Annotated in this window: 18 protein-coding genes and 1 riboswitch; of the genes, 11 read left to right on the top strand and 7 right to left on the bottom strand. The window is 74.3% G+C overall.

Annotated elements, in window-relative coordinates; genetic code table 11:
* Positions 1-49 precede the first annotated feature (49 nt).
* Positions 50-1,054 (bottom strand): aldo/keto reductase family protein, encoded by a 1,005-nt coding sequence (locus IFT45_RS00505; RefSeq protein ID WP_056056491.1) that lies wholly within the window; start codon positions 1,052-1,054, stop codon positions 50-52.
* A gap of 265 nt (positions 1,055-1,319) precedes the next feature.
* Between IFT45_RS00505 and IFT45_RS00500 the strand changes: the two genes are divergently transcribed.
* From IFT45_RS00500 to IFT45_RS00475, 6 genes are all read left to right on the top strand, one after another.
* Positions 1,320-2,834 carry a glycosyltransferase gene (locus tag IFT45_RS00500; RefSeq protein WP_235491244.1) on the top strand — a complete coding sequence of 505 codons (1,515 nt, stop codon included), beginning with the start codon at positions 1,320-1,322 and terminating at the stop codon, positions 2,832-2,834.
* The gene (locus IFT45_RS00495) at positions 2,831-4,828 is read left to right on the top strand and encodes a glycosyltransferase family 39 protein (RefSeq protein ID WP_192126161.1); all 1,998 of its coding nucleotides are present in this window, start codon (positions 2,831-2,833) and stop codon (positions 4,826-4,828) included. The genes IFT45_RS00500 and IFT45_RS00495 overlap by 4 nt, the downstream gene beginning before the upstream one ends.
* 92 nt (positions 4,829-4,920) lie before the next feature.
* Positions 4,921-5,847, top strand: a complete 927-nt coding sequence (locus IFT45_RS00490; RefSeq protein ID WP_192126159.1) for a DUF4397 domain-containing protein — start codon at positions 4,921-4,923, stop codon at positions 5,845-5,847.
* A 73-nt stretch (positions 5,848-5,920) separates the two neighbouring features.
* The gene (locus tag IFT45_RS00485; RefSeq protein ID WP_192126157.1) at positions 5,921-7,090 is read left to right on the top strand and encodes a glycosyl hydrolase family 8; all 1,170 of its coding nucleotides are present in this window, start codon (positions 5,921-5,923) and stop codon (positions 7,088-7,090) included.
* Positions 7,087-7,809: a class F sortase gene (locus IFT45_RS00480; RefSeq protein ID WP_192126155.1), complete on the top strand. Its 723-nt coding sequence runs from the start codon at positions 7,087-7,089 to the stop codon at positions 7,807-7,809. The genes IFT45_RS00485 and IFT45_RS00480 overlap by 4 nt, the downstream gene beginning before the upstream one ends.
* A 121-nt stretch (positions 7,810-7,930) precedes the next feature.
* Positions 7,931-8,740 (top strand): polyprenol monophosphomannose synthase, encoded by an 810-nt coding sequence (locus tag IFT45_RS00475; protein ID WP_167259698.1) that lies wholly within the window; start codon positions 7,931-7,933, stop codon positions 8,738-8,740.
* 84 nt (positions 8,741-8,824) lie between these two features.
* Here the strand turns inward: IFT45_RS00475 and treZ are convergent, their stop codons facing one another.
* The 4 genes from treZ to IFT45_RS00455 form a co-directional block, all read right to left on the bottom strand.
* Positions 8,825-10,582 carry a malto-oligosyltrehalose trehalohydrolase gene (gene treZ / locus IFT45_RS00470; protein WP_056056486.1) on the bottom strand — a complete coding sequence of 586 codons (1,758 nt, stop codon included), beginning with the start codon at positions 10,580-10,582 and terminating at the stop codon, positions 8,825-8,827.
* Positions 10,583-10,690: 108 nt separating this feature from the next.
* The gene (gene treY, locus IFT45_RS00465; RefSeq protein ID WP_192126153.1) at positions 10,691-13,033 is read right to left on the bottom strand and encodes a malto-oligosyltrehalose synthase; all 2,343 of its coding nucleotides are present in this window, start codon (positions 13,031-13,033) and stop codon (positions 10,691-10,693) included.
* Entirely contained in the window at positions 13,030-15,228 is a 2,199-nt protein-coding gene (gene glgX, locus IFT45_RS00460) for a glycogen debranching protein GlgX (protein WP_082514519.1), read from the bottom strand. The genes treY and glgX overlap by 4 nt, the downstream gene beginning before the upstream one ends.
* A 140-nt stretch (positions 15,229-15,368) precedes the next feature.
* Positions 15,369-16,889 carry a S8 family serine peptidase gene (locus tag IFT45_RS00455; protein WP_192126151.1) on the bottom strand — a complete coding sequence of 507 codons (1,521 nt, stop codon included), beginning with the start codon at positions 16,887-16,889 and terminating at the stop codon, positions 15,369-15,371.
* Between the two features lie 271 nt (positions 16,890-17,160).
* Between IFT45_RS00455 and IFT45_RS00450 the strand changes: the two genes are divergently transcribed.
* Positions 17,161-18,120 carry an NAD-dependent epimerase/dehydratase family protein gene (locus IFT45_RS00450; RefSeq protein ID WP_192126149.1) on the top strand — a complete coding sequence of 320 codons (960 nt, stop codon included), beginning with the start codon at positions 17,161-17,163 and terminating at the stop codon, positions 18,118-18,120.
* On the opposite strand, the gene IFT45_RS00445 is transcribed toward IFT45_RS00450, so the two are convergent.
* Both IFT45_RS00445 and IFT45_RS00440 read right to left on the bottom strand, forming a co-directional pair.
* The gene (locus IFT45_RS00445) at positions 18,107-18,499 is read right to left on the bottom strand and encodes a type II toxin-antitoxin system death-on-curing family toxin (protein WP_192126147.1); all 393 of its coding nucleotides are present in this window, start codon (positions 18,497-18,499) and stop codon (positions 18,107-18,109) included. The two genes, IFT45_RS00450 and IFT45_RS00445, sit on opposite strands and share 14 nt — an antisense overlap.
* Positions 18,496-18,699, bottom strand: coding sequence for a ribbon-helix-helix protein, CopG family (locus tag IFT45_RS00440; RefSeq protein WP_192126145.1), 204 nt, complete (start codon positions 18,697-18,699; stop codon positions 18,496-18,498). The genes IFT45_RS00445 and IFT45_RS00440 overlap by 4 nt, the downstream gene beginning before the upstream one ends.
* 68 nt (positions 18,700-18,767) lie before the next feature.
* Positions 18,768-18,878, top strand: a riboswitch (TPP riboswitch).
* On the opposite strand from IFT45_RS00440, the gene IFT45_RS00435 reads away from it, so the two are divergent.
* The 4 genes from IFT45_RS00435 to IFT45_RS00420 all read left to right on the top strand — a co-directional run bounded on the left by IFT45_RS00435 (position 18,870) and on the right by IFT45_RS00420 (position 22,431).
* Complete coding sequence (locus tag IFT45_RS00435) at positions 18,870-19,526, top strand: ECF transporter S component (protein WP_056056482.1); 657 nt, start codon at positions 18,870-18,872, stop codon at positions 19,524-19,526. (Overlaps the previous riboswitch by 9 nt.)
* A 19-nt stretch (positions 19,527-19,545) precedes the next feature.
* A complete protein-coding gene (locus IFT45_RS00430) occupies positions 19,546-21,024 on the top strand; it encodes an ATP-binding cassette domain-containing protein (protein WP_192126143.1) in 1,479 nt (492 codons plus the stop codon).
* A complete protein-coding gene (locus IFT45_RS00425; protein ID WP_185233186.1) occupies positions 21,021-21,815 on the top strand; it encodes an energy-coupling factor transporter transmembrane protein EcfT in 795 nt (264 codons plus the stop codon). Before IFT45_RS00430 ends, IFT45_RS00425 begins: the two co-directional genes overlap by 4 nt.
* A complete protein-coding gene (locus IFT45_RS00420; protein ID WP_244637579.1) occupies positions 21,808-22,431 on the top strand; it encodes a hypothetical protein in 624 nt (207 codons plus the stop codon). Before IFT45_RS00425 ends, IFT45_RS00420 begins: the two co-directional genes overlap by 8 nt.
* Positions 22,432-22,477 lie beyond the last annotated feature (46 nt).

Below are 22,477 nucleotides of genomic sequence, written 5' to 3'. Positions count from 1 at the left end.
CGGTCGGCCGTCGCCGGGGCGGCGGCCGACCGGGAGACCGGGCCGAGGGTCAGGCGGGGCGCTCGGCGGGGGAGACCGTCTTCGCCGGGTCGGTCTCGGCGAGGTGGCCCACGGCCGCGTCGATCGCGGTCATGGCCTCGGCCGGCAGGCGGACGCCCGCGGCGGCGGCGTTGTCGGCCACCTGCTCGGGGCGGGAAGCCCCGATGATCGCCGAGGCGACGTTGTCGTTCTGCAGCACCCACGCGACGGCGAGCTGGGCCATCGTGAGGCCGAGGTCGTCGGCGACCGGCTTCAGGGCCGCGACGCCGGTGAGCACCTCGTCGGTCATGAACCGCTTGATGGTGTCGGCGCCGCCCTTGGCGTCGGTGGCCCGGCTGCCCGCGGGCAGCTCGGCTCCCGGTGCGTACTTGCCGCTCAGGACGCCCTGCGCGACCGGCGACCAGACGATCTGGCTGACGCCGTGCTGCACGCTGGCGGGCACGACCTCCTGCTCGATGACGCGCCACAGCATCGAGTACTGGGGCTGGTTCGAGATCAGCTGCACGCCGAGCTGCTGGGCGAGCTCGTGGCCGGCGCGGATCTGCTCGGCCGTCCACTCGCTGACGCCGATGTAGAGCGCCTTGCCCTGCCGCACCACGTCGGCGAAGGCCTGCATCGTCTCCTCCAGGGGAGTCGCGCTGTCGTAGCGGTGCGCCTGGTAGAGGTCGACGTAGTCGGTGCCCAGGCGGCGGAGCGACCCGTCGATCGACTCGAGCACGTGCTTACGGCTCAGCCCGACGTCGTTGTGGCCGCGCGGGCCGGTGGGCCAGTAGACCTTCGTGAAGATCTCGAGGCTCTCGCGCCTCTCGCCGGCCAGGGCGTCGCCGAGCACCTGCTCCGCGGCGGTGTTCGCGTAGGCGTCGGCGGTGTCGAAGGTCGTGATGCCCGCGTCGAGGGCGGCACGGACGCACTGCGTCGCGACGTCGTTCTCGACCTGCGAGGCGTGGGTGAGCCAGTTGCCGTAGGTGATCTCGGAGATCTTGAGGCCGCTGCGGCCGAGGTGTCGGAATTCCATGTCGTCACCGTACGCGCCACCCGACGCTCCGTGGAGGCGCGTGTCGACGCCCTGCCCCCCGGCCGGGGGCCGTGTGAACGCCGTGTGTCGGGCACCTGGCAGTTCGCCGGGATCCCGTACCCCGCACCCAACCCCCCGACCGGGGGCCGCCGAACCACGACCTGACCCACCCGACCGCTCGACCCGACCCGAGCGCGCCCGACCTGGTCCCCGACGACGTGGACGCGACTCCCCCCGACCCTGACACCCGACAGGAGACCGACCCGTGCCGTCCCCCCTGACCCACCTCGCGACCTCCGTCCTCGCCGCCGGCGAGCCGGAACCGCTGCTGACGCCCCAGGCGCCTGCCGACCCCTCGCAGGTGCTGCCCAACCGCGGCAGCACCTCCGGGCTCGGCGACGGCGTGCCCGGCTTCTCGCTGCCCGACTGGAGCCCGCTCGAGTGGATCGGCTACTCGGGCCTCGTCCTGGTGACCGTCCTCCTCACCGCGGTCGCCGTCTCGACGCTGTGGTGGATGCTCCACGCCTGGCGCTCCAAGGACACCCTCGAGGGCAGCCGCTTCAGCGACTCGCCGCTCGACGCGGCGCACTCGTTCACGCTCCTCGTCCCGGGGCGCCACGAGGAGGAGGTGATGGGCCAGACGCTCGACCGCCTCGCCCAGCAGGACCACCCCGACTTCGAGATCATCGCCATCGTCGGGCACGACGACCCGGGCACCGAGCGCGTCGCCCGGGAGGCCGCCGCCCGGCACCCCGAGCTCATCCGCGTCATCGTCGACTCGAGCGTGCCGAAGAACAAGCCGAAGGCGCTCAACCTGGCGCTGCAGACCTCGCGGGGCGAGATCGTCGGGGTCTTCGACGCGGAGGACGACGTGCACCCGCGCCTGCTGACCCTCGTCGACTCGCGCTTCACCGAGACCGACGCCGACGTCGTCCAGGGCGGCGTGCAGCTGATGAACTTCCAGTCCAGCTGGTGGAGCCTCCGCAACGTGCTCGAGTACTACTTCTGGTTCCGTTCGCGCCTGCACTTCCACGCCAAGGAGAAGTTCATCCCGCTCGGCGGCAACACGGTCTTCGTCCGCAAGGAGTGGCTCGACTGGTCGGAGGGCTGGGACGCCTCGTGCCTCGCCGAGGACTGCGAGCTCGGCGTGCGCCTGTCGAGCGCCGGCGCGAAGGTCGTCGTCGCCTACAGCCCCGAGGTCGTCACCCGTGAGGAGACGCCCGGCACCTTCGTCTCGCTGCTCAAGCAGCGCACCCGCTGGAACCAGGGCTTCATGCAGGTCTACGGCAAGGGGGAGTGGCGTCAGCTGCCGACCCTGCGTCAGCGCCTGATGGCCCGCTACCTGCTCACCATGCCGTTCATCCAGGCGGCCACCGGCCTGCTCATCCCGATCAGCGTCGTGCTCATCCTCACCGTCAAGGTGCCGACGGCCATCGCGCTCGTCTCGTTCGTGCCGCTCGCACCCACGCTGGTGCTGCTGGCCGTCGAGTTCACGGGGCTGCACGAGTTCGGCAAGACGTACGGCCAGAAGGTCCGCGTGCGCGACTACGCCCGCCTCGTCTGGGGCCTCCTGCCCTACCAGATCTTCCTCGCCCTCGCCGCCGTGCGGGCCGTCTGGCGCCAGCTGCGCGGGATGAACGCGTGGGAGAAGACGGAGCACTCGGGCACGCACCGTCCCGCGGTCGCGCCCGGCGCCTCCGTCAGCGGTGCCCCGAGCTCGCCGCCCGTCGTCGTCGGCCAGCCCGTCGACGCCCTCGCGACCGTGGGGAGCGACCGATGACCGCCACGATCGAGCGGCCCGCCGCCCCCGTCCGCCCCGCCGTGCCCCGCGTCCACGAGCCCGCTCCGGGCCGCGGGCGGACCCCCGTCGGCGAGTGGTTCCGTCGCCACGGCCGGAGCCTCGCCTGGCTGCTGCCGGTGCTGGCGATCGCCGCGACCGTGCAGGCCTGGAACATGGCCGGGTCGCCGCAGCGCATCGACGACGAGGGCACCTACACGGCCCAGGCCTGGGCCGTGCAGCACCTCGGCGAGCTGACCCACTACACCTACTGGTACGACCACCCGCCGGTGGGCTGGCTGCAGATCGCGGCCTACACCTCGCTGACCGGCGCCTTCTCGCGCTACGACATCGCGGTGCTGGCCGCCCGGGAGGCGGTGCTCGCGTTCACCCTCGTGGCTGTCGTGCTCGTCTGGCTGTTCGGTCGCAAGCTCGGCCTGAGCCGGCCGGCGGCGGCCGTCGCGGCCCTGGTGTTCGCGGTCTCGCCCCTGGCGCTGCAGTTCCACCGCACCGTCTACCTCGACAACATCGCGACGCCGTGGCTGCTCGCCGCTTTCGTCTTCGCCCTGAGCCGGCGCTACCAGCTGGCCGGGTACGCTGCCGCCTCGCTCACCTTCGGCATCGCCGTGCTGAGCAAGGAGACGTACCTCCTCGCCCTGCCCTTCCTGGCGTGGACGATGTGGCGCGGGGCCGACCGGTCGACGCGCCGCTACACCCTCTCGATCGCCGCGAGCCTCCTCGTGCTGGTCGGCCTCGGGTACGTCGCCCTCGCCGCCGTCAAGGGCGAGCTGCTGCCCGGCGCCGGGCGGGTGAGCCTGCTCGAGGGCGTGCAGTTCCAGCTCGCGACCCGCGAGGCCAGCGGCTCCGTGTTCGACACCGGCAGCCTCTTCTTCGCGACCGTCTCGCAGTGGTGGCAGCTCGACCCGGTGCTGATCGTGCTGGGCGTCGTGGCCGCGGTGGTGGGACTCTTCCTCCGTCGCGTCCGTCCGATCGCCGTGATGCTCGTCTTCCTGGTCGCGTTCATGTTCCGCCCCGGCGGGTACCTGCCCGTGCCCTACGTCATCATGCTGCTGCCGTTCGCGGCCCTGCTCATCGCGGCCGCCACCGACGACGCCGTCCGGGCCGTCCGGGCCCGCCGCGCCGGGCGCGCGTCCACCGTCGCCGCCCGCACGGGCGCCGTCGCGTGGCTGGCCGTCACGGCGGTCGCCGTCGTCGCCGTCGTGCCGCTCTGGGCCGTGCAGCTGCGCGGCTTCGTCGACGCCGACCTCGACGCCCCGATGCGGAACGCCGAGACCTGGGTCGAGCAGAACGTGCCGACCGACAGCCGGCTGCTCGTCGACGACGCTGTCTGGGTCGACCTGGTGAACGCCGGGTTCGCCCGGGAGAACGTCATCTGGTTCTACAAGATCGACACCGACGGCGCCGTCCAGGCGCAGTCGCCGAACGGCTGGCGCGACAGCGACTACCTGTTCGAGACGGAGTCGGTCCGCACCTCGGGGCTGGCCTCGGCCGACGTCCGGCAGGCGCTCGAGAGCTCGACCGTCGTGGCCTCGTTCGGCGAGGGCGACCAGCAGGTCGCCGTCCGCCGCATCGACCGTGACGGGGCCGCGGAGGCCCAGCGCACGGCCGACGAGGCCGCCGCGGCCCGGTCGCGGGCGGGCTCCGAGCTCGCGCAGAACCCCGGCCTGCAGGTGTCGTCGACCTTCGACCAGGCCCTGACCGACGGCCGCCTCGACCCGCGCGCCGTGATCGTGCTCGGGCAGCTGGCCGCCATCGCCCCGGTCTCCGTCGCCGACCCCGAGGGGCTGCCCGGCGAGCAGGAGTCGCTCTTCCGCCAGTTCGTCGTGACGCCCGGCGGCGGCGAGTCCCTCACCGACCTCCGAGCCACCCTCGAGGGCCTCGGCGACGTGTACGCGCCGCAGTCGGTCGAGCAGGAGGGCGACGCCCTCCGCGTGACCTTCTCCGCCGTGCCGCCCGAGGGGCTCCTCGCCCCGTGACCGCCCGGTCGAGGCCCGCACCCCGCGGGCCTCGACCCTCCAGACCGGCTCCGCCCGCCAGGGCGGAGCACCCCGACCGGATAGGAACCACCGTGATCCGCACGATCCGCTCCCTCCGCACCACCGCCTCCCGCACCGCCCCCGGCACGCCCGGCACCCCCGTCGGCACCGCGGCGACCCCGTCGCGGCGCCGCCTCGCGGCACCGCTCGCCCTCGCCGCCGCGGCGGCCGTCGCCCTCGCCGGGTCGCTCGTCGCCGCCTCGCCCGCCCAGGCCGCCGACGGCGACGGCTGGGTGCGCGTCGGCCACCTGTCGCCCGACACGAAGGCCGTCGACGTCACCCTCACCTCGCTCTCGGGCGGGCAGGTCGTGATGGACCTCGACGACGTCACCTACGGCCAGGTCAGCGCCTACCAGGCGCTGCCCGCGGGCACCTACGTGGTCTCGATGACGGCCGCCGACTCGCCGGCCCGCACGAAGCCGGTCATCACGACGAACGTGACGGTCGACAGCGGCCAGCCGATCACGACCGTGGCGTACGGCCCGAACGACGACCTGCGCACCCAGGTGTTCAAGGACGACCTGACCGCGCCCTCCGACGGCCAGGCCAAGGTGCGCCTCGTGCAGGCCGCCACGGTCAGCGACGAGGTCTCGGTCGCGACGACGACGGGCACGACGATCGCCGCCGACGCGCCCTTCGGCAGCGCCAGCCAGTACGCGCAGGTCGCGGCCGGCCCGTGGCGGCTCTCGCTCACCGGCGACGACGTGACCGGCTCCGGCTCGGTCGACCTCGCCGCGGGCAGCATCAGCACGCTCTTCGTGCTCGACGACTCCGACGGCGGCCTCACGGTCGTCCCCGTCGTCGACAGCGCCGCGACGGCGCAGGCACCGGTCGGCGGCGTCCAGACCGGCGGCGGCTGGCTCGCCGAGCACCGGGCGGCCGACGCGACGGCCGACGCGGCCGACGGCGACCAGCCCCGGGGCTTCTGGGCGACCGTCCTCGGCTGGTTCGGGGCGTGACCCGGGGAGGCGCGCCGCGCCTCCCGGCACCGCTCCCGCACCGCACCGCCCCACCAGCAGAGAGCAGAGCAGCATGACCCGCAGAACGAAGGCCCTCCTGGCCGTCGTCGTCGTGGTGGCCGTCGCCCTCACGGCCGGCGTCGCCTGGCTCGTCGTCGGCGGCCCCTCGGGCCCGTCGTCCGACGAGCCGGCCGCCGACGCGACCGGCACGCCCGGCGCCGGCACCCCGACCCCGCAGGCCCGCACGGCGACCGAGATCGGCGAGGGCTTCCTCGACGACTGGGTCGACGACGACGGCCGCGTCGTGCGCCGCGACCAGGGCGACGACACCGTCAGCGAGGGGCAGGCCTACGGCATGCTCGTCGCCGTCGGCGTCGGCGACGAGCAGCGCTTCGACGCGATCTGGCGCTGGACCCGCGAGAACCTCGTGCGCGAGGACGGCCTGCTGGCCTGGCGCTGGGCCGACGGCGCCGTCGTCGACGACATGCCGGCCAGCGACGCCGACGTCGACGCCGCGCGGGCCCTCGTGCTCGCCGGCGAGGCCTTCGGCGACCCGTCGCTCACCGAGCAGGGCGTCGACCTCGGCGGTGCCGTGCTCGACGAGATGACCGCCGTCACCGACGTGGGGCGGATCCTGCTGCCCGGCCCCTGGGCGGCCGGCGACGGCCCGTGGTCGTACAACCCCTCGTACGCGTCGCCCGCGAGCTTCGCCCAGCTGGCCGAGGCCAGCGGCGACCCGCGCTGGTCGGAGCTCGAGGCCGGCTCGCGCGCCGTGACGACCGCCGTGCTCGACGCGACGGCCCTGCCGAGCGACTGGGCCCAGGTGCGCCGCGACGGCAGCGTCGTGCCCCTGCCGGGCGCCGACGGCACGTCGGGCACCGTGCAGTACAGCTACGACGCGGCCCGCCTCGCGCTCCGCTACGCCGAGTCGTGCACCCCCGACGACGTCGCCCTCGCCGCCCGGCTCGCGCCGGTGCTGCAGCGCTACGACGACCTGCCGATGCAGCTCGACCTCGGCGGGCAGTCGATCGGTGCCGACCAGAGCCCGCTCGCCTACGCGGCCCGCGCCGCGGCCGAGGCGAGCGCGGGTCAGCACGAGGAGGCCTCCGCCGACCTGCGACGCGCCGACGCCCTCGCCCAGTCGACCCCGACCTACTACGGCACCGCGTGGGCCGCCCTCGCGGCGCTCCAGGTCGAGGCGTCCGCGCTCGGCGCGTGCTCGCCGCTGGAGGTGGCCCGATGAGCCTCGCGCAGCGCATCTCCGCCCACCGGCGGGCCGCCGTCGCCGTCGGCGTCGCGGTCGTCCTCCTCGTCGCGGCCGGCGTGACCGTCGGCGCCGTCGCGGCGCAGCCCGACCGGGGCAGCTCGACCGGCACGGGCGCCGAGGCCGGCGCCGGCGCCTCGCAGGCCGCCCCGGGCGGGGCCGCCACCGACCCGGCGCTCGACCCCGGCAGCGGGGCCGCCGGCTCGTTCCAGGACCCGGCGGCACCGTACGTCACCGCGCCTCCCGCAGGCTCGACCCCGGTGCGGGTCCAGATCCCCTCGATCGGTGTCGACTCCGGCCTCGAGTCGCTCGGCCTCGGTGCGCAGGGCGAGCTCGAGCCGCCCCGCGAGTGGATGTCGGCCGGCTGGTACCGCGACGGCGTCGTGCCGGGCGGCGTCGGTCCGGCGGTCATCGCCGGGCACGTCGACTCCGGCAGCGGCCCCGCCGTGTTCGTCGACCTGGCCGACCTCGCCGTGGGCGCGGAGGTGCAGGTGACGCTCTCGACCGGCAGCGTCGAGACCTTCCGCGTGACGGGCAGCGAGCGGACCCCCAAGGCGACCTTCCCGACCAGCGACGTCTACGGGGCGACCCCGACGGCGAGCCTCCGCCTCATCACCTGCGACGGCACGTTCGACCGCTCGACCGGCCACTACGTCGACAACCTCATCGTGTTCGCCGACCTCGTGTCGGCCACCTGACCGGCGCGGACCACCCGCACCGCCCCCGCACCGCCCCCGACCCGACCCGACCCGACCCGACCCGACCCGACCCGACCCGACCCGACCCGCTCCCTCCCACCCGACCTGGAAGGACCACCCCGTGAACGACGCACTCGTCATCATCCCGACCTACGACGAACGAGAGAACCTCGACTGGATCGTCGGCCGCACCCTCGACAGCGGGGCCGCCGTCGACGTTCTCGTCGTCGACGACGGCTCGCCCGACGGCACCGGCGACCTCGCCGACGCGTGGGCCGCCCGCGACCCCCGGGTGCACGTGCTGCACCGCACCGGCAAGGCCGGCCTCGGCGCCGCGTACCTGGCCGGCTTCGCCTGGGGGCTCGAGCGCGGCTACGCGGCCCTCGTCGAGATGGACGCCGACGGCTCCCACCACCCGGAGGACCTCCCCGCCCTGATCGCCCTGCTCGCCGACGACGACCTCGTGCTCGGCTCGCGCTGGGTGCCCGGCGGCCGCGTCGAGAACTGGCCGCTCCGGCGGCGGCTGCTCAGCCGCGGCGGCAGCTGGTACACCCGCGGCGCCCTCGGCATCACGGTCGCCGACACCACCGGAGGCTTCCGGGCCTTCCGGGCCGAGGCCCTCCGGCGCATCGACCTCGACGAGGTCGAGTCGCGCGGCTACTGCTTCCAGGTCGACCTGCTCTGGCGGTCGCTGCAGGCCGGCCTCCGCGTCGTCGAGATGCCGATCACCTTCACCGAGCGCGTGCACGGCGCGTCCAAGATGAGCGGGTCGATCGTGCGGGAGTCGCTGGTCAAGGTCACGAGGTGGGGCCTGACCCGGCGCAGCCGCGCGGTCGTCGAGCTCGTGCTGCGGCACCGTCGCCTGCCGAGCGTGCGGGCCACCTCGCACCGCGTGCGGCCGGGCGAGCTGGCGGGCCTCCGGGCGCGCTAGCCGCCGCGGACGGACGAGAGGAGGGGCGGGTCGCGACACGACCCGCCCCTCCTCTCGTCTCCTCCGGCCCGCGGGCCGGCTGCCTCAGCGGACGATCGCCACCGAGTGCGGCGGCAGCAGCAGCGACTCGCCGGCGGTGACGGCGTCGTCGCTCGTGAACAGCACCTCGGTGCAGGGCACGGCGACGCGCGCCTCCTGCTCCGCGAAGTTGACGGCGACCCGCAGCGAGCCGCGCGTCAGCACGAGCCAGCGGGCGTCGGCGTCGTGCTCGACCGAGACGCGGGGGAGGCGCGGGTCGGTCAGGTCGGGCTCGGCGCGTCGCAGGGCGGCCAGGCGGCGGTACGCGCTCAGCACGAGGGCGTGCCGCCCCTGCTCGACCTCCGACCAGTCGAGCTTCGAGCGCCGGTAGGTCTCCGGGTCCTGCGGGTCGGGCACGGTCGACTCGTCCCAGCCGAGCTTCGCGAACTCGGCGATGCGGCCCTTCGCGGTCGCCTCGCCGAGGTCGGCCTCGGGGTGCGAGGTGAAGAACTGCCACGGGGTCGACGCGGCCCACTCCTCGCCCTGGAAGAGCATCGGCGTGAACGGCGACGCCAGGGTGAGGGCGGCGGCGATGACGAGCTGGCCGTCGTCGAGCGTGGCCGCGAGGCGGTCGCCGATCGCGCGGTTGCCGATCTGGTCGTGGTTCTGGTTCGCCACGACCAGGCGCCAGCCGGGCATGTGCTCGACGTCGATCGGGAAGCCGTGGTCGGTCTCGCGGAACGACGACCAGGTGCCGTCGTGGAAGAAGCCCTTCGTGAGCACCTTGGCGAGCGAGTCGAGCGACGCGAAGTCGGCGTACCAGCCGGTGGTCTCGCCGGTCAGCGCCACGTGCAGGGCGTGGTGGAAGTCGTCGCTCCACTGCCCGTCGAGGCCGTAGCCCTGGCGGTGGTCGGGGCCGGAGCCGCCGCCGTCGCGCGGGGTGATCAGGCGCGGGTCGTTCATGTCGCTCTCGGCGATCAGCGTCAGCGGGCGCCGCTGGTGGGCGCTCAGCGCCGCGGTGCGCTCGGCCATCTCCTGGAGCAGGTGCACCGGCGAGTCGTCGCGGAGCGCGTGCACGGCGTCGAGGCGCAGCGCGTCGACGTGGTAGTCGGTGAACCACATCGCCGTGTTGTCGAGGATGAACTCTCGCACCTCGTGCGCGCCGTCGTCGTCGAGGTTGACGTTGTCGCCCCAGGTGTTGGCGTGCTTGCTCGAGAGGTAGGGGCCGAAGACGGGCAGGTAGTTGCCCGAGGGGCCGAGGTGGTTGTAGACGACGTCCTGCACCACGCCGAGGCCCGCGGCGTGCGCGGCGTCGACGAAGCGCTGGTAGGCCTCCGGCCCGCCGTAGTTGTCGGTCACCGTGAACCAGTCGACGCCGTCGTAGCCCCAGTTCCAGCGCCCGTTGACGCCGTTCACCGGCAGCAGCTCGACGAGGTCGACGCCGAGCTCGACGAGGTGCGGCAGCTTCTCGATCGCCGAGTCGAGCGTGCCCTCGGGGGTGAAGGTGCCGAGGTGCAGCTCGTAGATCACCGCGCCGCCGAGCTGGCGGCCCGTCCAGGCCTCGTCGGTCCAGGCGAAGGCCGCCGGGTCGAAGGTCTCGCTGAGGCCGTGCACGCCGTCGGGCTGGCGTCGCGAGCGCGGGTCGGGCAGCGGCGTGTCGCCGTCGTCGAGCAGGAAGCCGTAGCGGTGGCCCGGCCCGCGGTCGAGGTCGGCGGGCGCGCGCCACCACCCGGTGGCGGGCTCGGCCGCGAGCGGCAGCACCTCGCCGTCGAGGTGCAGTCGCACGGTGGTGGCGGTCGGGGCCCAGACGTCGTAGACGCTCATCGGTCTCCTCGGAGGTGTCGGGTGGTCGGTGTGCGGGGGAGGTGCGGGGTGCGGGCACGACGACGACCGCCGACCCGCAGGGGTCGACGGTAGTCGTGCGGCGCCCGGCTAGACCTGGCTGTCCGCCGGGACGAGCAGCGCGACGGGGTACGTCTCGAGCAGCTCGGCGACGCGGACGTGGCCGCCCTCGTGGCGACGGCCCGTCAGCACGTCGACCCAGGCGCCGCCGCGGGTGAGCACGACGGTGTCGTCCCAGCCGCCGGCCTGCTCGAGCGACACCGGGAGGCGCGTGGCGACGACGAGAGCGCCGCCACGGTCGGCGGCGACGACGTGGTCGCGGCGCTCGCCGAGCACGGGCAGCGGGGCGTACCGGGTGAACAGCTCGGGCCGGTCGCGGCGCAGCGTCAGCGCGCGGTGCGTGACGAGCAGCTTGGCCGCCCCCGTCTCGTCGACGGGCGGCACGGTGCCCGCGACGACGTCGGCGAGGAGGCGGCGGCGCGCCTCGAAGTCCACCTCACGTCGGTTGTCGGGGTCGACGAGCGAGAAGTCCCACAGCTCGCCGCCCTGGTAGACGTCGGGGCTCCCCGGCCCGGTGAGCTGCAGCAGCGCGACGCCGAGCGAGTTGCTCCAGCCCGCGGGGCGCAGCACGTCGACGATGCGCTCGACCTCGTGGCGCACCTGGTCGTCGTCGAACGCAGCGTCGACCGCCGCGTGCATGCGCTCCTCGAAGGCCTCGGCCTCGGGGGTGCGGTCGGTCCACGTGGTGGAGCTGCTGGCCTCGCGGGAGGCCTTCTCGGCGTAGTCGTGCAGGCGCTCGCGCGACGCCGGCCAGGCGCCGACGACCGTCTGCCAGAGGATGTTCTCGAACGGGCCGTCGCCGACCGGTGCGAGGCTCCGCAGCCGCTCGAGCGTGGCGGCCCACTCCTCGGCGACCTCGGCGAGCACCGAGACGCGGGCGCGCACGTCGGCGCTGCGCTTGGTGTCGTGGGTCGAGAGGGTCGTCATGCCGAACGGGCGCTCGGCGAGGCGCAGCTGCTGGCGGTCGTGGAACTCCGCGGGCGTGAGCGAGAACTCGGCGGGGTCGGCCCCGACCTCGGTCAGCGTCGCGAGGCGGCTGTAGCGGTAGAACGCGGTGTCCTCGACGCCCTTGGCCATGACCATGCCGCTCGTCTGCTGGAACCGCACGGCGGCCGGGTGCTCGGCGTCGTGCAGCACGGCGACGACCTCGGCGATCGTGGCCGCGAGGTCGGGGCGGTGCGCGGTGGCGACCTCGGCGGCCTCGTCGAGGTGCTCCGCGCCCTGCGGCAGGTAGCTGCGGTAGACGGGGAAGGCCGCGGCGAGCTCGGCGAGGGCGTCGACGACGCGGTCGTCAGCGCGGCCGTCGTCCGACAGCAGCCGGGCGAGGCGCCGGATCTCGCTGCCGAGGATCCCGTCGGCGATGCCCCGCTTGGTGCCGAGGATCATCTCGTGCCAGTCGTCGGGGCCGTCACCGTCGCGGAGGCGGGAGTCCAGCGCGCCGAGGGCCTCGGCGCCCGAGGGGTCGACGAAGACCCGGTCGAGGTCGGCGAGGGCGTCGTAGCCGGTGGTGCCGTCGGTGGCCCAGTCCTCGGCGAGGCGCTCGTCGCCCTCGAGGATCTTCTCGACGAGCACGTGCGCGCCGCCGGTCAGCTCGGCGAGGCGGTCGAGGTACCCGCCCGGGTCGGCGAGGCCGTCGGGGTGGTCGACGCGGAGGCCGTCGACGAGCCCCTCGCGGAACCAGCGGCCGATCTCGGCGTGCGACTCGTCGAAGACGCGGGGGATCTCGACGCGGATGCCCGCGAGGGTGTTCACCGCGAAGAAGCGGCGGTAGTTCAGGTCGGTGTCGGCGCGCTTCCAGTGCACCAGCTCGTACGACTGGCGGGCGTGGACGGCGGCCGCGTCGTCGCCCTCGGCGGCCGTGCCGGGAGCGATCGGGTACACGTTGTCGTAGTAGTGCAGCTCGTCGCCGACGACCTCGAGGCCCTCGATCGTCCCGTCGGCCGCGGCCGGCTCGCCGAGCACGGGCAGCAGCAGCTTCCCGCCGCCGGCCGCCCAGTCGACGTCGAACGCCTCGGCCCAGCGGCTCTCGCGGCCGTGGGTCAGGACGTCCCACCACCAGACGCTGGCCTTCGGCGTCGCGACGCCCACGTGGTTCGGCACGATGTCGACGAGCACGCCGAGGTCGGCGTCGTGCGCGGCGGTCGACAGAGCGTCGAGCCCGGCCGCGCCGCCCCGGGCCGGGTCGACCCGGCTATGGTCGACGACGTCGTAGCCGTGGTCGCTGCCGGGCTCGGCCTCGAGCACGGGCGACAGGTAGACCCAGTCGGCCCCGAGGTCGCGCAGGTAGGGCACGACCGCGGCGGCGGCGTCGAGGTCGAAGGCCTCGCGGATCTGCAGGCGGTAGGTGGAGCGGGGGTGGTCGCGTCGGGTCACGAAGGGTCCTCAGCCGTGGCGCGCAGGACGACCAGGGACCGGCTGGCCACGGGCAGCTGGTCGCCGGCCCTCAGGGCCGGGACGACCTGAGGGGAGGAGGGGGGCTGGGGGGTGGTCGCGGCACGGACTGCCTGCAGCGACCGGGGAGGCGCGGTGGCGGGGGCGACCGGAGGCGCGACGGTGCTGTCGACCACGACCTCCCAGCCCTCGGCGTACTCGTCGGGAGGCAGCACGAACGTGACGGTCTCCTCGCTGGCGTTGAAGTACAGGACGAAGTTGACGTCGGTGATGCGGCCGCCGCGGTGGTCACGGCCTCGGATGCCGTCGCCGTTGAGGAACATGCCGACCGACTTCGCGTACGACTCGTTCCACTCGCCCTCCTGCATCGCGTCGCCCTCGGGCGTCAGCCAGACGATGTCGGGCAGGGGCTCGCCCTCGCCGCGGGTGACCGGGCGGCCGTTGAAGTACCGCTGTCGACGGAACGTGGGGTGGTCGTGCCGGAGCTTGATGACCTCGGCGACGAACTCGATCAGCTCGCGGTCGGCGCTCGCCCAGTCGATCCAGCTGATCTCGCTGTCCTGGGCGTAGGTGTTGTTGTTGCCGCGCTGGGTGCGGCCGAGCTCGTCGCCGTGCAGCAGCATGGGCACGCCCTGGCTGAGCAGCAGCGTCGCCAGGAAGCTCCGCTGGCGCTGCTCGCGGAGGGCCAGCACGGCCTGGTCGTCGGTCTCGCCCTCGACGCCGGAGTTCCAGGAGCGGTTGTGGCTCTCGCCGTCCGCGCCTCCCTCGCCGTTCGCGTCGTTGTGCTTCTCGTCGTAGCTGACGAGGTCGCGCATGGTGAAGCCGTCGTGCGCGGTGACGAAGTTGATGCTCGCGACCGGGCGGCGACCGTCGCGCTCGTAGAGGTCGGCCGAGCCGGTGATGCGGCTGGCGAACTCGCCCAGGGTGGAGGGCTCGCCCCGCCAGAAGTCGCGGACGGTGTCGCGGTACTTGCCGTTCCACTCCGTCCACTGGGGCGGGAAGTTGCCGACCTGGTACCCGCCGGGCCCGACGTCCCAGGGCTCGGCGATGAGCTTCACCTGCGACACGATCGGGTCCTGCTGCACGAGCTCGAAGAAGGTCGACAGGCGGTCGACCTCGTAGAACTCGCGGGCGAGGGAGGCGGCGAGGTCGAAGCGGAACCCGTCGACGTGCATCTCGGTCACCCAGTACCGCAGGCTGTCCATGATCAGCTGCAGCGAGTGCGGGTGACGGACGTTCAGGCTGTTGCCGGTGCCCGTGTAGTCCATGTAGTACGTCGCGTCGTCGTCCATCAGGCGGTAGTAGGCCGCGTTGTCGATGCCCTTGAACGACAGGGTCGGCCCGAGGTGGTTGCCCTCGGCCGTGTGGTTGTAGACGACGTCGATGATGACCTCGATGCCGGCCTCGTGCAGCACCCGCACCATCGTCTTGAACTCCTGCACCTGCTGGCCGGTGTCGCCGGTCGCCGAGTAGGCGGCGTGGGGCGCGAAGAAGCCGATGGTGTTGTAGCCCCAGTAGTTGCTGAGGCCCTTCTCGAGGAGGGTGTTGTCCTGCACGAACTGGTGCACGGGCATCAGCTCGAGCGTCGTGACGCCGAGCTTCTGCAGGTGCTCGATGATCGCCGGGTGGGCGACGCCGGCGTAGGTGCCGCGCTGCTCGTCGGGGATCTCGGGGTGCGTCTGCGTCAGGCCCTTCACGTGGGCCTCGTAGACGACGGTCTCGTCGTAGCTGTACTTCGGCGGGCGGTCGCCCTGCCAGTCGAAGAACGGGTTGATCACGACGCCGAGCATCATGTGCGGCGCGCTGTCGCGGTCGTTGCGCGAGTCGGGGTCGCCGAAGTCGTAGGCGAAGAGCGCCTCGTCCCAGTCGATGTCGCCGCTCGTGGCCTTCGCGTACGGGTCGAGCAGCAGCTTGGCGGGGTTCGCGCGGCAGCCCGCGGCCGGGTCGTACTCGCCGTGCACGCGGTAGCCGTACTTCTGGCCGGGCTGCACCGTCGGCAGGTAGGCGTGCCAGACGTAGGCGTCGACCTCGGTGAGGGGCACGCGGGTCTCGACGCCCTGGGCGTCGAAGAGGCACAGCTCGACCTTCGTGGCCGCCTCGCTGAAGATCGCGAAGTTCGTGCCGCCGCCGTCGTAGGTGGCGCCGAGCGGGTAGGGGTTGCCTGGCCAGGTGTGCAATCGATCCTCCGTCTAGAACTCGGCTCAGCCTAGGGGCCGCGGCCGCCCGAGGGCCGCCGGGGGCGGCCCTCGGACGGCAGAGGGCGCCCCGTCGTCGACGGGGCGCCCTCCGGCGGTGCGGGTGTCGGCTCAGCGACGGGTCACGGCGCCGTCACGGCGTCGAGCGCGTCGACGAGGCCCTCGCCGAACCAGCCGTTGTCGGCCGGGGTGCCGACGCAGGTCGCCGCGGTGGCGGGGCAGGCGACGTCGTCGGCCTGGGCGTACAGCAGGTCGGTGAGCTGCGTGCCCTCGGCGCGGGGGTGCGTCGCCTTGAGCAGCGCGAGCACGCCGGCCACGTGCGGGCTGGCCATCGAGGTGCCCGACTTGGTGCCGTAGCCGCCGCCGGTCACGGTCGACAGGATGCTCGAGCCGGGGGCCGCGACGTCGCTGACGCCGTCGCCGTAGTTCGAGAACGACGACTTGGTGCCGGTCGAGGTGGTGGAGGAGACCGTCACGACGCCGTCGAGCTCGGCGGGGATGTCGGTGCAGGTCTCGTCGAGCTGGCGGGTCACCGGCACGGTGTCGTTGGGGCTGCCGGTGTCGACGGTCTTGTTCGCGAGGTCGACGGCGCTGTTGCCGGCGGCCGCCACGTTGACGACGCCCTTGCGCTGCGTGAACTGGACGGCGCGGTCGACGGCCGTCTTGACGGCGGCCTGGTCGACGTCGGAGCCGCACCAGAACTCCCACGGGTCGATGAAGTAGCTGTTGTTCGTGACGTCGGCGCCGGTGGCCTCGGCGTACATGAAGCCGCAGATCGCGGCCTCGGCGTAGATGAACCCGTCGTCGTTGACGACCTTGACGGAGCTCAGCTTCGACGCGGGGGCGACCCCGACGATGCCGACGCCGTTGCGGCCGGCCGCGATGGTGCCCGCGACGTGGGTGCCGTGGTCGCTCGTCGTGGGCTGCCAGGCGGCGTACGAGGTGTCGGGCGTGCCGCTGAGGCAGCCGGCCGAGCGGCCCTGGTCGATGTTCGCGGCGAGGTCGGGGTGGTCGCCCTGGATGCCCGAGTCGAGCACGGCGACGAGCACCTTCTTCGAGCCGTCGGTGACCTGGTGGGCCTGGTCCGCCTTGATGGCGGTCATGTCCCACTGGCGGGCCTCGAGCGGGTCGGCCGTGACGGCGGTGGCCGCCTCCAGGCCCTCCTGCTCGGCGACGGACTGCTGCGAGGCCGAGCCGCCGGTGCGCTGCAGCGCGGCTGTGTCGGGCGCGCCCTTCCACGTCGGGTCGGAGGCGGCGACGGGCGCCGTGCGGGTCGCCCCGACCGAGGCGACCGACTTGTCGGCACGGACGGAGGCCGCGAAGTTCACGTTGTCGGACTGGGCGATGACGACGCCGATCTCGGGCCACGACGCGACGACGGTGCCGGCGGCGGCGGTGACGGCCCGCTCGGCCTTCCGGGTCTGGCCGTTGTTGGCCTTCGTGACGTTGACGGCGTAGTTCATGACCTGGCCGGTGACGACGGGCAGGGCCGGGGCCGGCTGGGCGGCGACGACCGAGCCGTCGCCGGGCGCGGCGACCGCGACGCCGGCGCCGGCGAGGCCGAGGCCCGTCGCCAGCGAGACGGCCAGACAGGTGGAGAGCACGCGGCGGCGCGTGCGGGCGGTGATCGGGCTGAAGGACATCGTTCTCCTCGTCGGGTGGGGCCGGGCGACGTCGGTGCGGACGACGGGCGTCGCTGACGGCTCAGGCTGAACATAGGGAGAACGGCGGGTGACCGGATAGTGGGCACTTGGGGGGACCGTCGCTGACCCCCGGTCGGGGGCCAGGCCCGGCGGCGCCGACCGACGGGTAGCGTCAGGGCATGACGCCCGCACCGCTGCCGACGTCGGCAGCCACCGCCTCCTGCTCGCCCGCACCGCGCCTCCTCGGTGCCGCCTCCGGGGCGGCTCGCTCGTGAGGGTCGTGGTGATCGGGGCGACCGGCCACGTCGGCGGGTTCCTCGTCCCGCGGCTCGTGCTCGCCGGCCACGACGTCGTCGCCGTGAGCCGCGGCGCATCCGCCCCCTACCGCGAGCACCCGGCCTGGCAGCAGGTCGAGCGCGTGCAGCTCGACCGCGAGGCGGGCGACGCCGACGGCTCGTTCGGCCGACGCGTCGCCGAGCTCGGGGCCGACGTCGTCGTCGACATGATCTGCTTCACCCCCGCCTCGGCGCTCTCCCTCGTCGAGGCCCTGCGCGGCACGGGCACCGTGCTCGTGCACTGCGGCACCATCTGGGTGCACGGCCCGTCGGAGGAGGTGCCCGTCACCGAGGAGGCGCGGCGCACGCCGTTCGGCGAGTATGGCACGCAGAAGGCCGAGATCGAGCGCCTGCTGCTCGCCGAGTCGCGTCGCCCCGGCGGGGTGCCCAGCACGGTGCTGCACCCCGGCCACATCACCGGGCCGGGCTGGCCGATGATCAACCCGGTCGGCAACCTCGACCTCGACGTCTGGGAGGCGCTCGCGACGGGCCGCGAGGTCGTCATGCCCGGCCTCGGCCTCGAGACCGTCCACCACGTGCACGCCGACGACGTGGCCCAGGCGTTCCAGCGCGCCGTCGAGCGGCCGGCCCAGGCAGTCGGCGAGTCGTTCCACGTCGTCAGCGAGCGGGCGGTCACGCTGCGCGGCCTCGCCCAGCAGGTCGCGAGGGCCTTCGGGCAGGAGGCGCGGCTCGAGTTCGCGACGTTCGACGAGTTCCGCGCACAGCGCGACCCCGCCTCGGCCGACGCCTCGTGGGAGCACCTCTCGCGCAGCCACTCGATGAGCATCGACAAGGCCCGTCGCCTGCTCGGCTACGCGCCGCGCTGGACGACCGTCGAGGCGGTGCTCGAGGGGCTCGAGTGGCTGCGGGCCGACGGGCAGCTCACCCTCGCCTGACCCGGCGGGGCTCGGTGTGCTGGACGAGGCACTCAGCGATCGCCTCGACGTCGTCGAGCACGCCCTCGGCGATCTGGACGATGAAGTCGTAGGCGCCGTCCTCGGTCATCGTCAGCCGACGACCGTTGAGGCCGAGGAAGGCGATCAGGCCTGCGAGCCCCAACCTCTTGTTCCCGTCCACCAACCCGTGGTTGTCGACGAGCGAGTGCACGAGGGCCGCGGCCTTCTCCTCCAGGGTCGGGTAGGCGTCCGCGCCGAGCACGGAGGCCCGCGGCCTCGCGAGGGCCGACTCGAGCAGGCCGGCGTCGCGCACGACGACGTCGGGAGCGACAGCGCGCCGTGCGACGTGCAGCAGCTCGCCGTAGGTGAGGTGGATCACTCGCCGAGTCGGCGGAGAGCCTCGGCGTAGTGAGGGAGCTCGTCGTCGAGGACGTCGTCCAGGAGGTCGGCCCGGCTGTGGGAGTCGACGTACTCCCTCACGGCCTGGCGTGCGACGTCCTGCATGGACCGGGACTCCAGCGCCGCGCGGCGGCGGAGCGCGTCGGCCTCGTGGTCGTCGAGTCGGAGGGTCATGGGCATGCAGTCGACGGTATCTGCTGTGATACCAGATGGCAACGAGCAGACCCTCTCGACTGGGCTATGCTCGGCGGCACACACACGGGAGTCCGGTGATCCGGGCTGAGAGGAAGCGATCCACGCTTCGACCGTCGAACCTGATCTGGATCATGCCAGCGCAGGGAGGAGAGAACATGTCTGTTTCCGTGTCCGCGAACGAGTCGTCCTCGAGCCGCGACGAACGTCCGGCCGCCACCTCGCCGAGGAAGCCGTCGCGCCGCTGGCGCGTCGTCGACATCGTCGTCGCGAGCGTCATCGGCGTCGCCTGCGGCGTCGTCTTCTGGGCCTGGGGCCTCGCCTGGACCCCGCTCGACAGCGCCCTGTCGTTCCTGCCGGGGCTCTCGGGCCTCCTCGCCGGCGGCTGGCTCTTCGCCGGCGTGCTCGGCGGGCTCGTCATCCGCAAGCCCGGCGCCGCGATCTACACCGAGGTCATGGCCGCCGTCGTCTCGATGCTGATCGGCACGCAGTGGGGCTTCTCGACGCTGATCTGGGGCGTGCTGCAGGGCCTCGGGGCCGAGCTGGTGCTCGCGGCGTTCCTGTACACGACCTGGCGCCTCCACGTGGCCCTGCTCGCCGGCGCCGGCGCGGGCGTCGTCGTCGCGCTGCTCGACACCTCGTTCTCGTCGATCGCCGCCACCGCGATCGAGTACAAGGTCGTCTACGGCGTCAGCGCCGTCGTCTCGGGCGTGCTGCTCGCCGGCCTGCTCTCGTGGCTCGCGGCGCGGGGCCTCGCCCGCACCGGCGCCCTCAGCCGCTTCGCCTCGGGCCGCTCGGCCGAGGCCCGCGTCTGAGCCGACCGCTGCCGACGACGTGACGACCGCCTCCGGGGCCCGGGTCGACGCCCGCGGCTGGGGGTGGCGCCACGCCGGCCGGCTGCGACCGGCCGTCTCCGGGCTCGACCTCGTCGTCGAGCCCGGGGAGCGCGTGCTGCTGCTCGGGGCCTCCGGCGCCGGCAAGTCGACGCTGCTCGCGGGCCTCGCCGGCGTGCTGGGCGGCGACGAGGAGGGGGACGCGACCGGTGAGCTGCTGGTCGACGGCCGCCCGCCGGCCGAGCAGCGCGGGCGGGTGGGCCTCGTGCTGCAGGACCCTGACTCGCAGGTCGTGCTCGCCCGCGTCGGCGACGACGTCGCCTTCGGCTGCGAGAACGTCGGCGTGCCCCGTGACGAGACCTGGCGTCGGGTCGACGAGGCCCTCGACGCGGTCGGGCTCGACCTGCCGCGCTCGTGGCCGACCGCCCAGCTCAGCGGCGGGCAGAAGCAGCGCCTCGCGCTCGCCGGGGCCCTCGCGATGAGGCCCGGCCTCGTGCTGCTCGACGAGCCGACGGCGAACCTCGACCCGGAGGGGGTCGTCGAGGTGCGCGACGCCGTGGCCCGCGTCGTCGAGGCCACGGGCGCGACCCTCGTCGTCGTCGAGCACCGCGTCTCGGTCTGGCTGCCCGTCGTCGACCGGGTCGTCGTGCTCGCCGCGGGGGGCGGCGTGCTCGCCGACGGCCGGCCCGACGACGTGCTCGGGCACGAGCGCGTCCGGCTGACGGAGGCGGGGGTGTGGGTGCCGGGGGCCGCGCCGGCCCTGCCCCACCGGCACCGCGCCTCCTCGTCCGGGCCCCTGCTCGAGGCCTCGGGCCTCGCCGTGGGGCGCCGGGGGGCCCGCGGGCCCGCCGTGGCGACCGGCGTCGACCTCGTCGTCGACGACGCGCGCGCCCTCGTGCTGACCGGGCCGAACGGCGCGGGCAAGTCGACCCTCGCCCTGACCCTCGCCGGGCTGCTGTCTCCGGCGGGCGGTGCGCTCCGGGCGACCGAGCTGCTCGCCGCCGGCGCCGGGCCGTCGCCTGCCCGGTGGCGCTCGCGGCAGCTGCTGTCGCGGGTCGGCACGGTCTTCCAGGACCCTGAGCACCAGTTCCTCACCGCGACCGTCCGCCGTGAGCTGGCGGTGGGGCCGGAGGCGCTGGGCGAGTCGCCCGCGGAGGTCGCCTCCCGGGTCGACGAGCTCCTGGCCCGCCTGCGCCTCGACCACCTCGCCGGCGCCAACCCGTTCACGCTCTCGGGCGGCGAGAAGCGGCGGCTCAGCGTCGCGACCGTCCTCGCGTCGCGGCCGCGCCTCCTCGTGCTCGACGAGCCGACCTTCGGGCAGGACGCCCGCACCTGGCGTGAGCTCGTCGCGCTGCTCGCCGAGCTCGTCGACGAGGGGCGCTCGGTGGTGGCCGTGACGCACGACGCCGAGTTCGTCGCCGCCCTCGCCGACGACGTCGTCGCCCTCGAGCGGCCCGTCGGGCGCGAGGCCGTCGCGTGAGCCTGCTCGCGGCCGTCGAGACCGACCGGCTCGTCGGCCGCCTGAACCCGGTGGCGAAGCTGCTCGCGGCGCTGGTCGTGTCGCTCGTGCTGCTGCTCTCGATCGACGCCGTCTCGGCCGGGGTCGCCCTCGTGCTCGAGCTGCTGCTGCTGCCGTGGGCGGGGCTCTCGGCGCGGCAGCTGCTGCGTCGCACCGCCCCGCTGTGGATCGCCGCACCGACGTCGGTGCTCGTCACGGCCCTCTACGGCCGCGACGAGGGGGCCGTGCTGCTGCAGGTCTGGTGGATCAGCGTGACCGACGGGTCGCTCTCACTGGCCCTCGCCATCGGCCTCCGCATCCTCGCGGTGGGGGTGCCGGGCATCGTCCTGCTCGCGACCACCGACCCCACCGACCTGGCCGACGGCTTGGCGCAGGTGCTGCACCTGCCCGCGCGGTTCGTGCTCGGCGGCCTCGCCGGCCTCCGGCTCGCCGGGCTGTTCGCCGACGACTGGCGGCAGCTGGCCCTCGCCCGGCGGGCGCGCGGCGTCGCGGACGGCCGGGGCCCCGTCGCGGCGGCGCGCCGCTTCGGCGGGCAGGCGTTCTCGCTGCTGGTGCTGTCGGTGCGCCGCGGCAGCAAGCTGGCGACGGCGATGGAGGCGAAGGGCTTCGGCTCCGACGCCGAGCGCACCTGGGCCCGGCCGTCGCGCGTCGCGGGCCGCGACCTCGTGCTCGTCGCGATCGGGGTGCTCATCGCGGCGGCGGCGGTCGCCGCGGCCGTCGTGGCCGGCACCTGGGAGTTCGTCCTTGCCTGAGGAGTGGTCGGCGGTCGTCGACGACGCCCTCGTGGGCGCCCTGCTGCGGCGAGCCGAGGAGTCGCGGGTCGGCGCCGACCGCGTGGTGCTGCTCGTCGACGGCCGCTCCGGCTCGGGCAAGACGACGCTCGCGCGTCGCCTGGTCGCGGCGTGGCCCGGTGCCGGGCCGGTCCAGCTGGTGCACCTCGACGACGTCTACCCCGGCTGGCACGGCCTCGCGGCGGCCTCCCGGGTCGTCGAGGAGTCGCTGCTCGTCGGGCGCGAGCCGGGCTGGACCACGTGGGACTGGGACGCCGACGTGCCGGGGGAGCGGCGGACGCTCGACCCGGCCGTCTCGGTGGTGGTGGAGGGCGCCGGGTCGCTGACCCGCGCCTCCTCGGGGCTGGCGACCCTGTCGGTGTGGCTGGAGCTCGACGCGGGGGAGCGGCGACGACGGGCGCTGGCCCGCGACGGCGCGGCCTACGAGCCGTGGTGGGAGGTCTGGGCCGGGCAGGAGGAGGCGCACCTCGCGGCCGAGCGGCCGCGCGCGCTCGCCGACGTGGTCGTCCGGGTGCCCGTGACGCCGGTGCCGGCGCCGCCGACGGTGCCGTCGTCGTCGCCGTCTCCGTCGAGGTGACCCGTCCGGGGCCCTCGCAGCGCGTCAGGGCCCAGATCGGGGCACG

The organism is Frigoribacterium sp. CFBP 13707 (genome assembly GCF_014842245.1).
GTDB classification, from domain to species: Bacteria; Actinomycetota; Actinomycetes; order Actinomycetales; family Microbacteriaceae; genus Frigoribacterium; species Frigoribacterium endophyticum.
The sequence above is the reverse complement of the archived record's forward strand: the minus strand, read 5'-3'. Positions and strand labels throughout refer to the sequence as shown.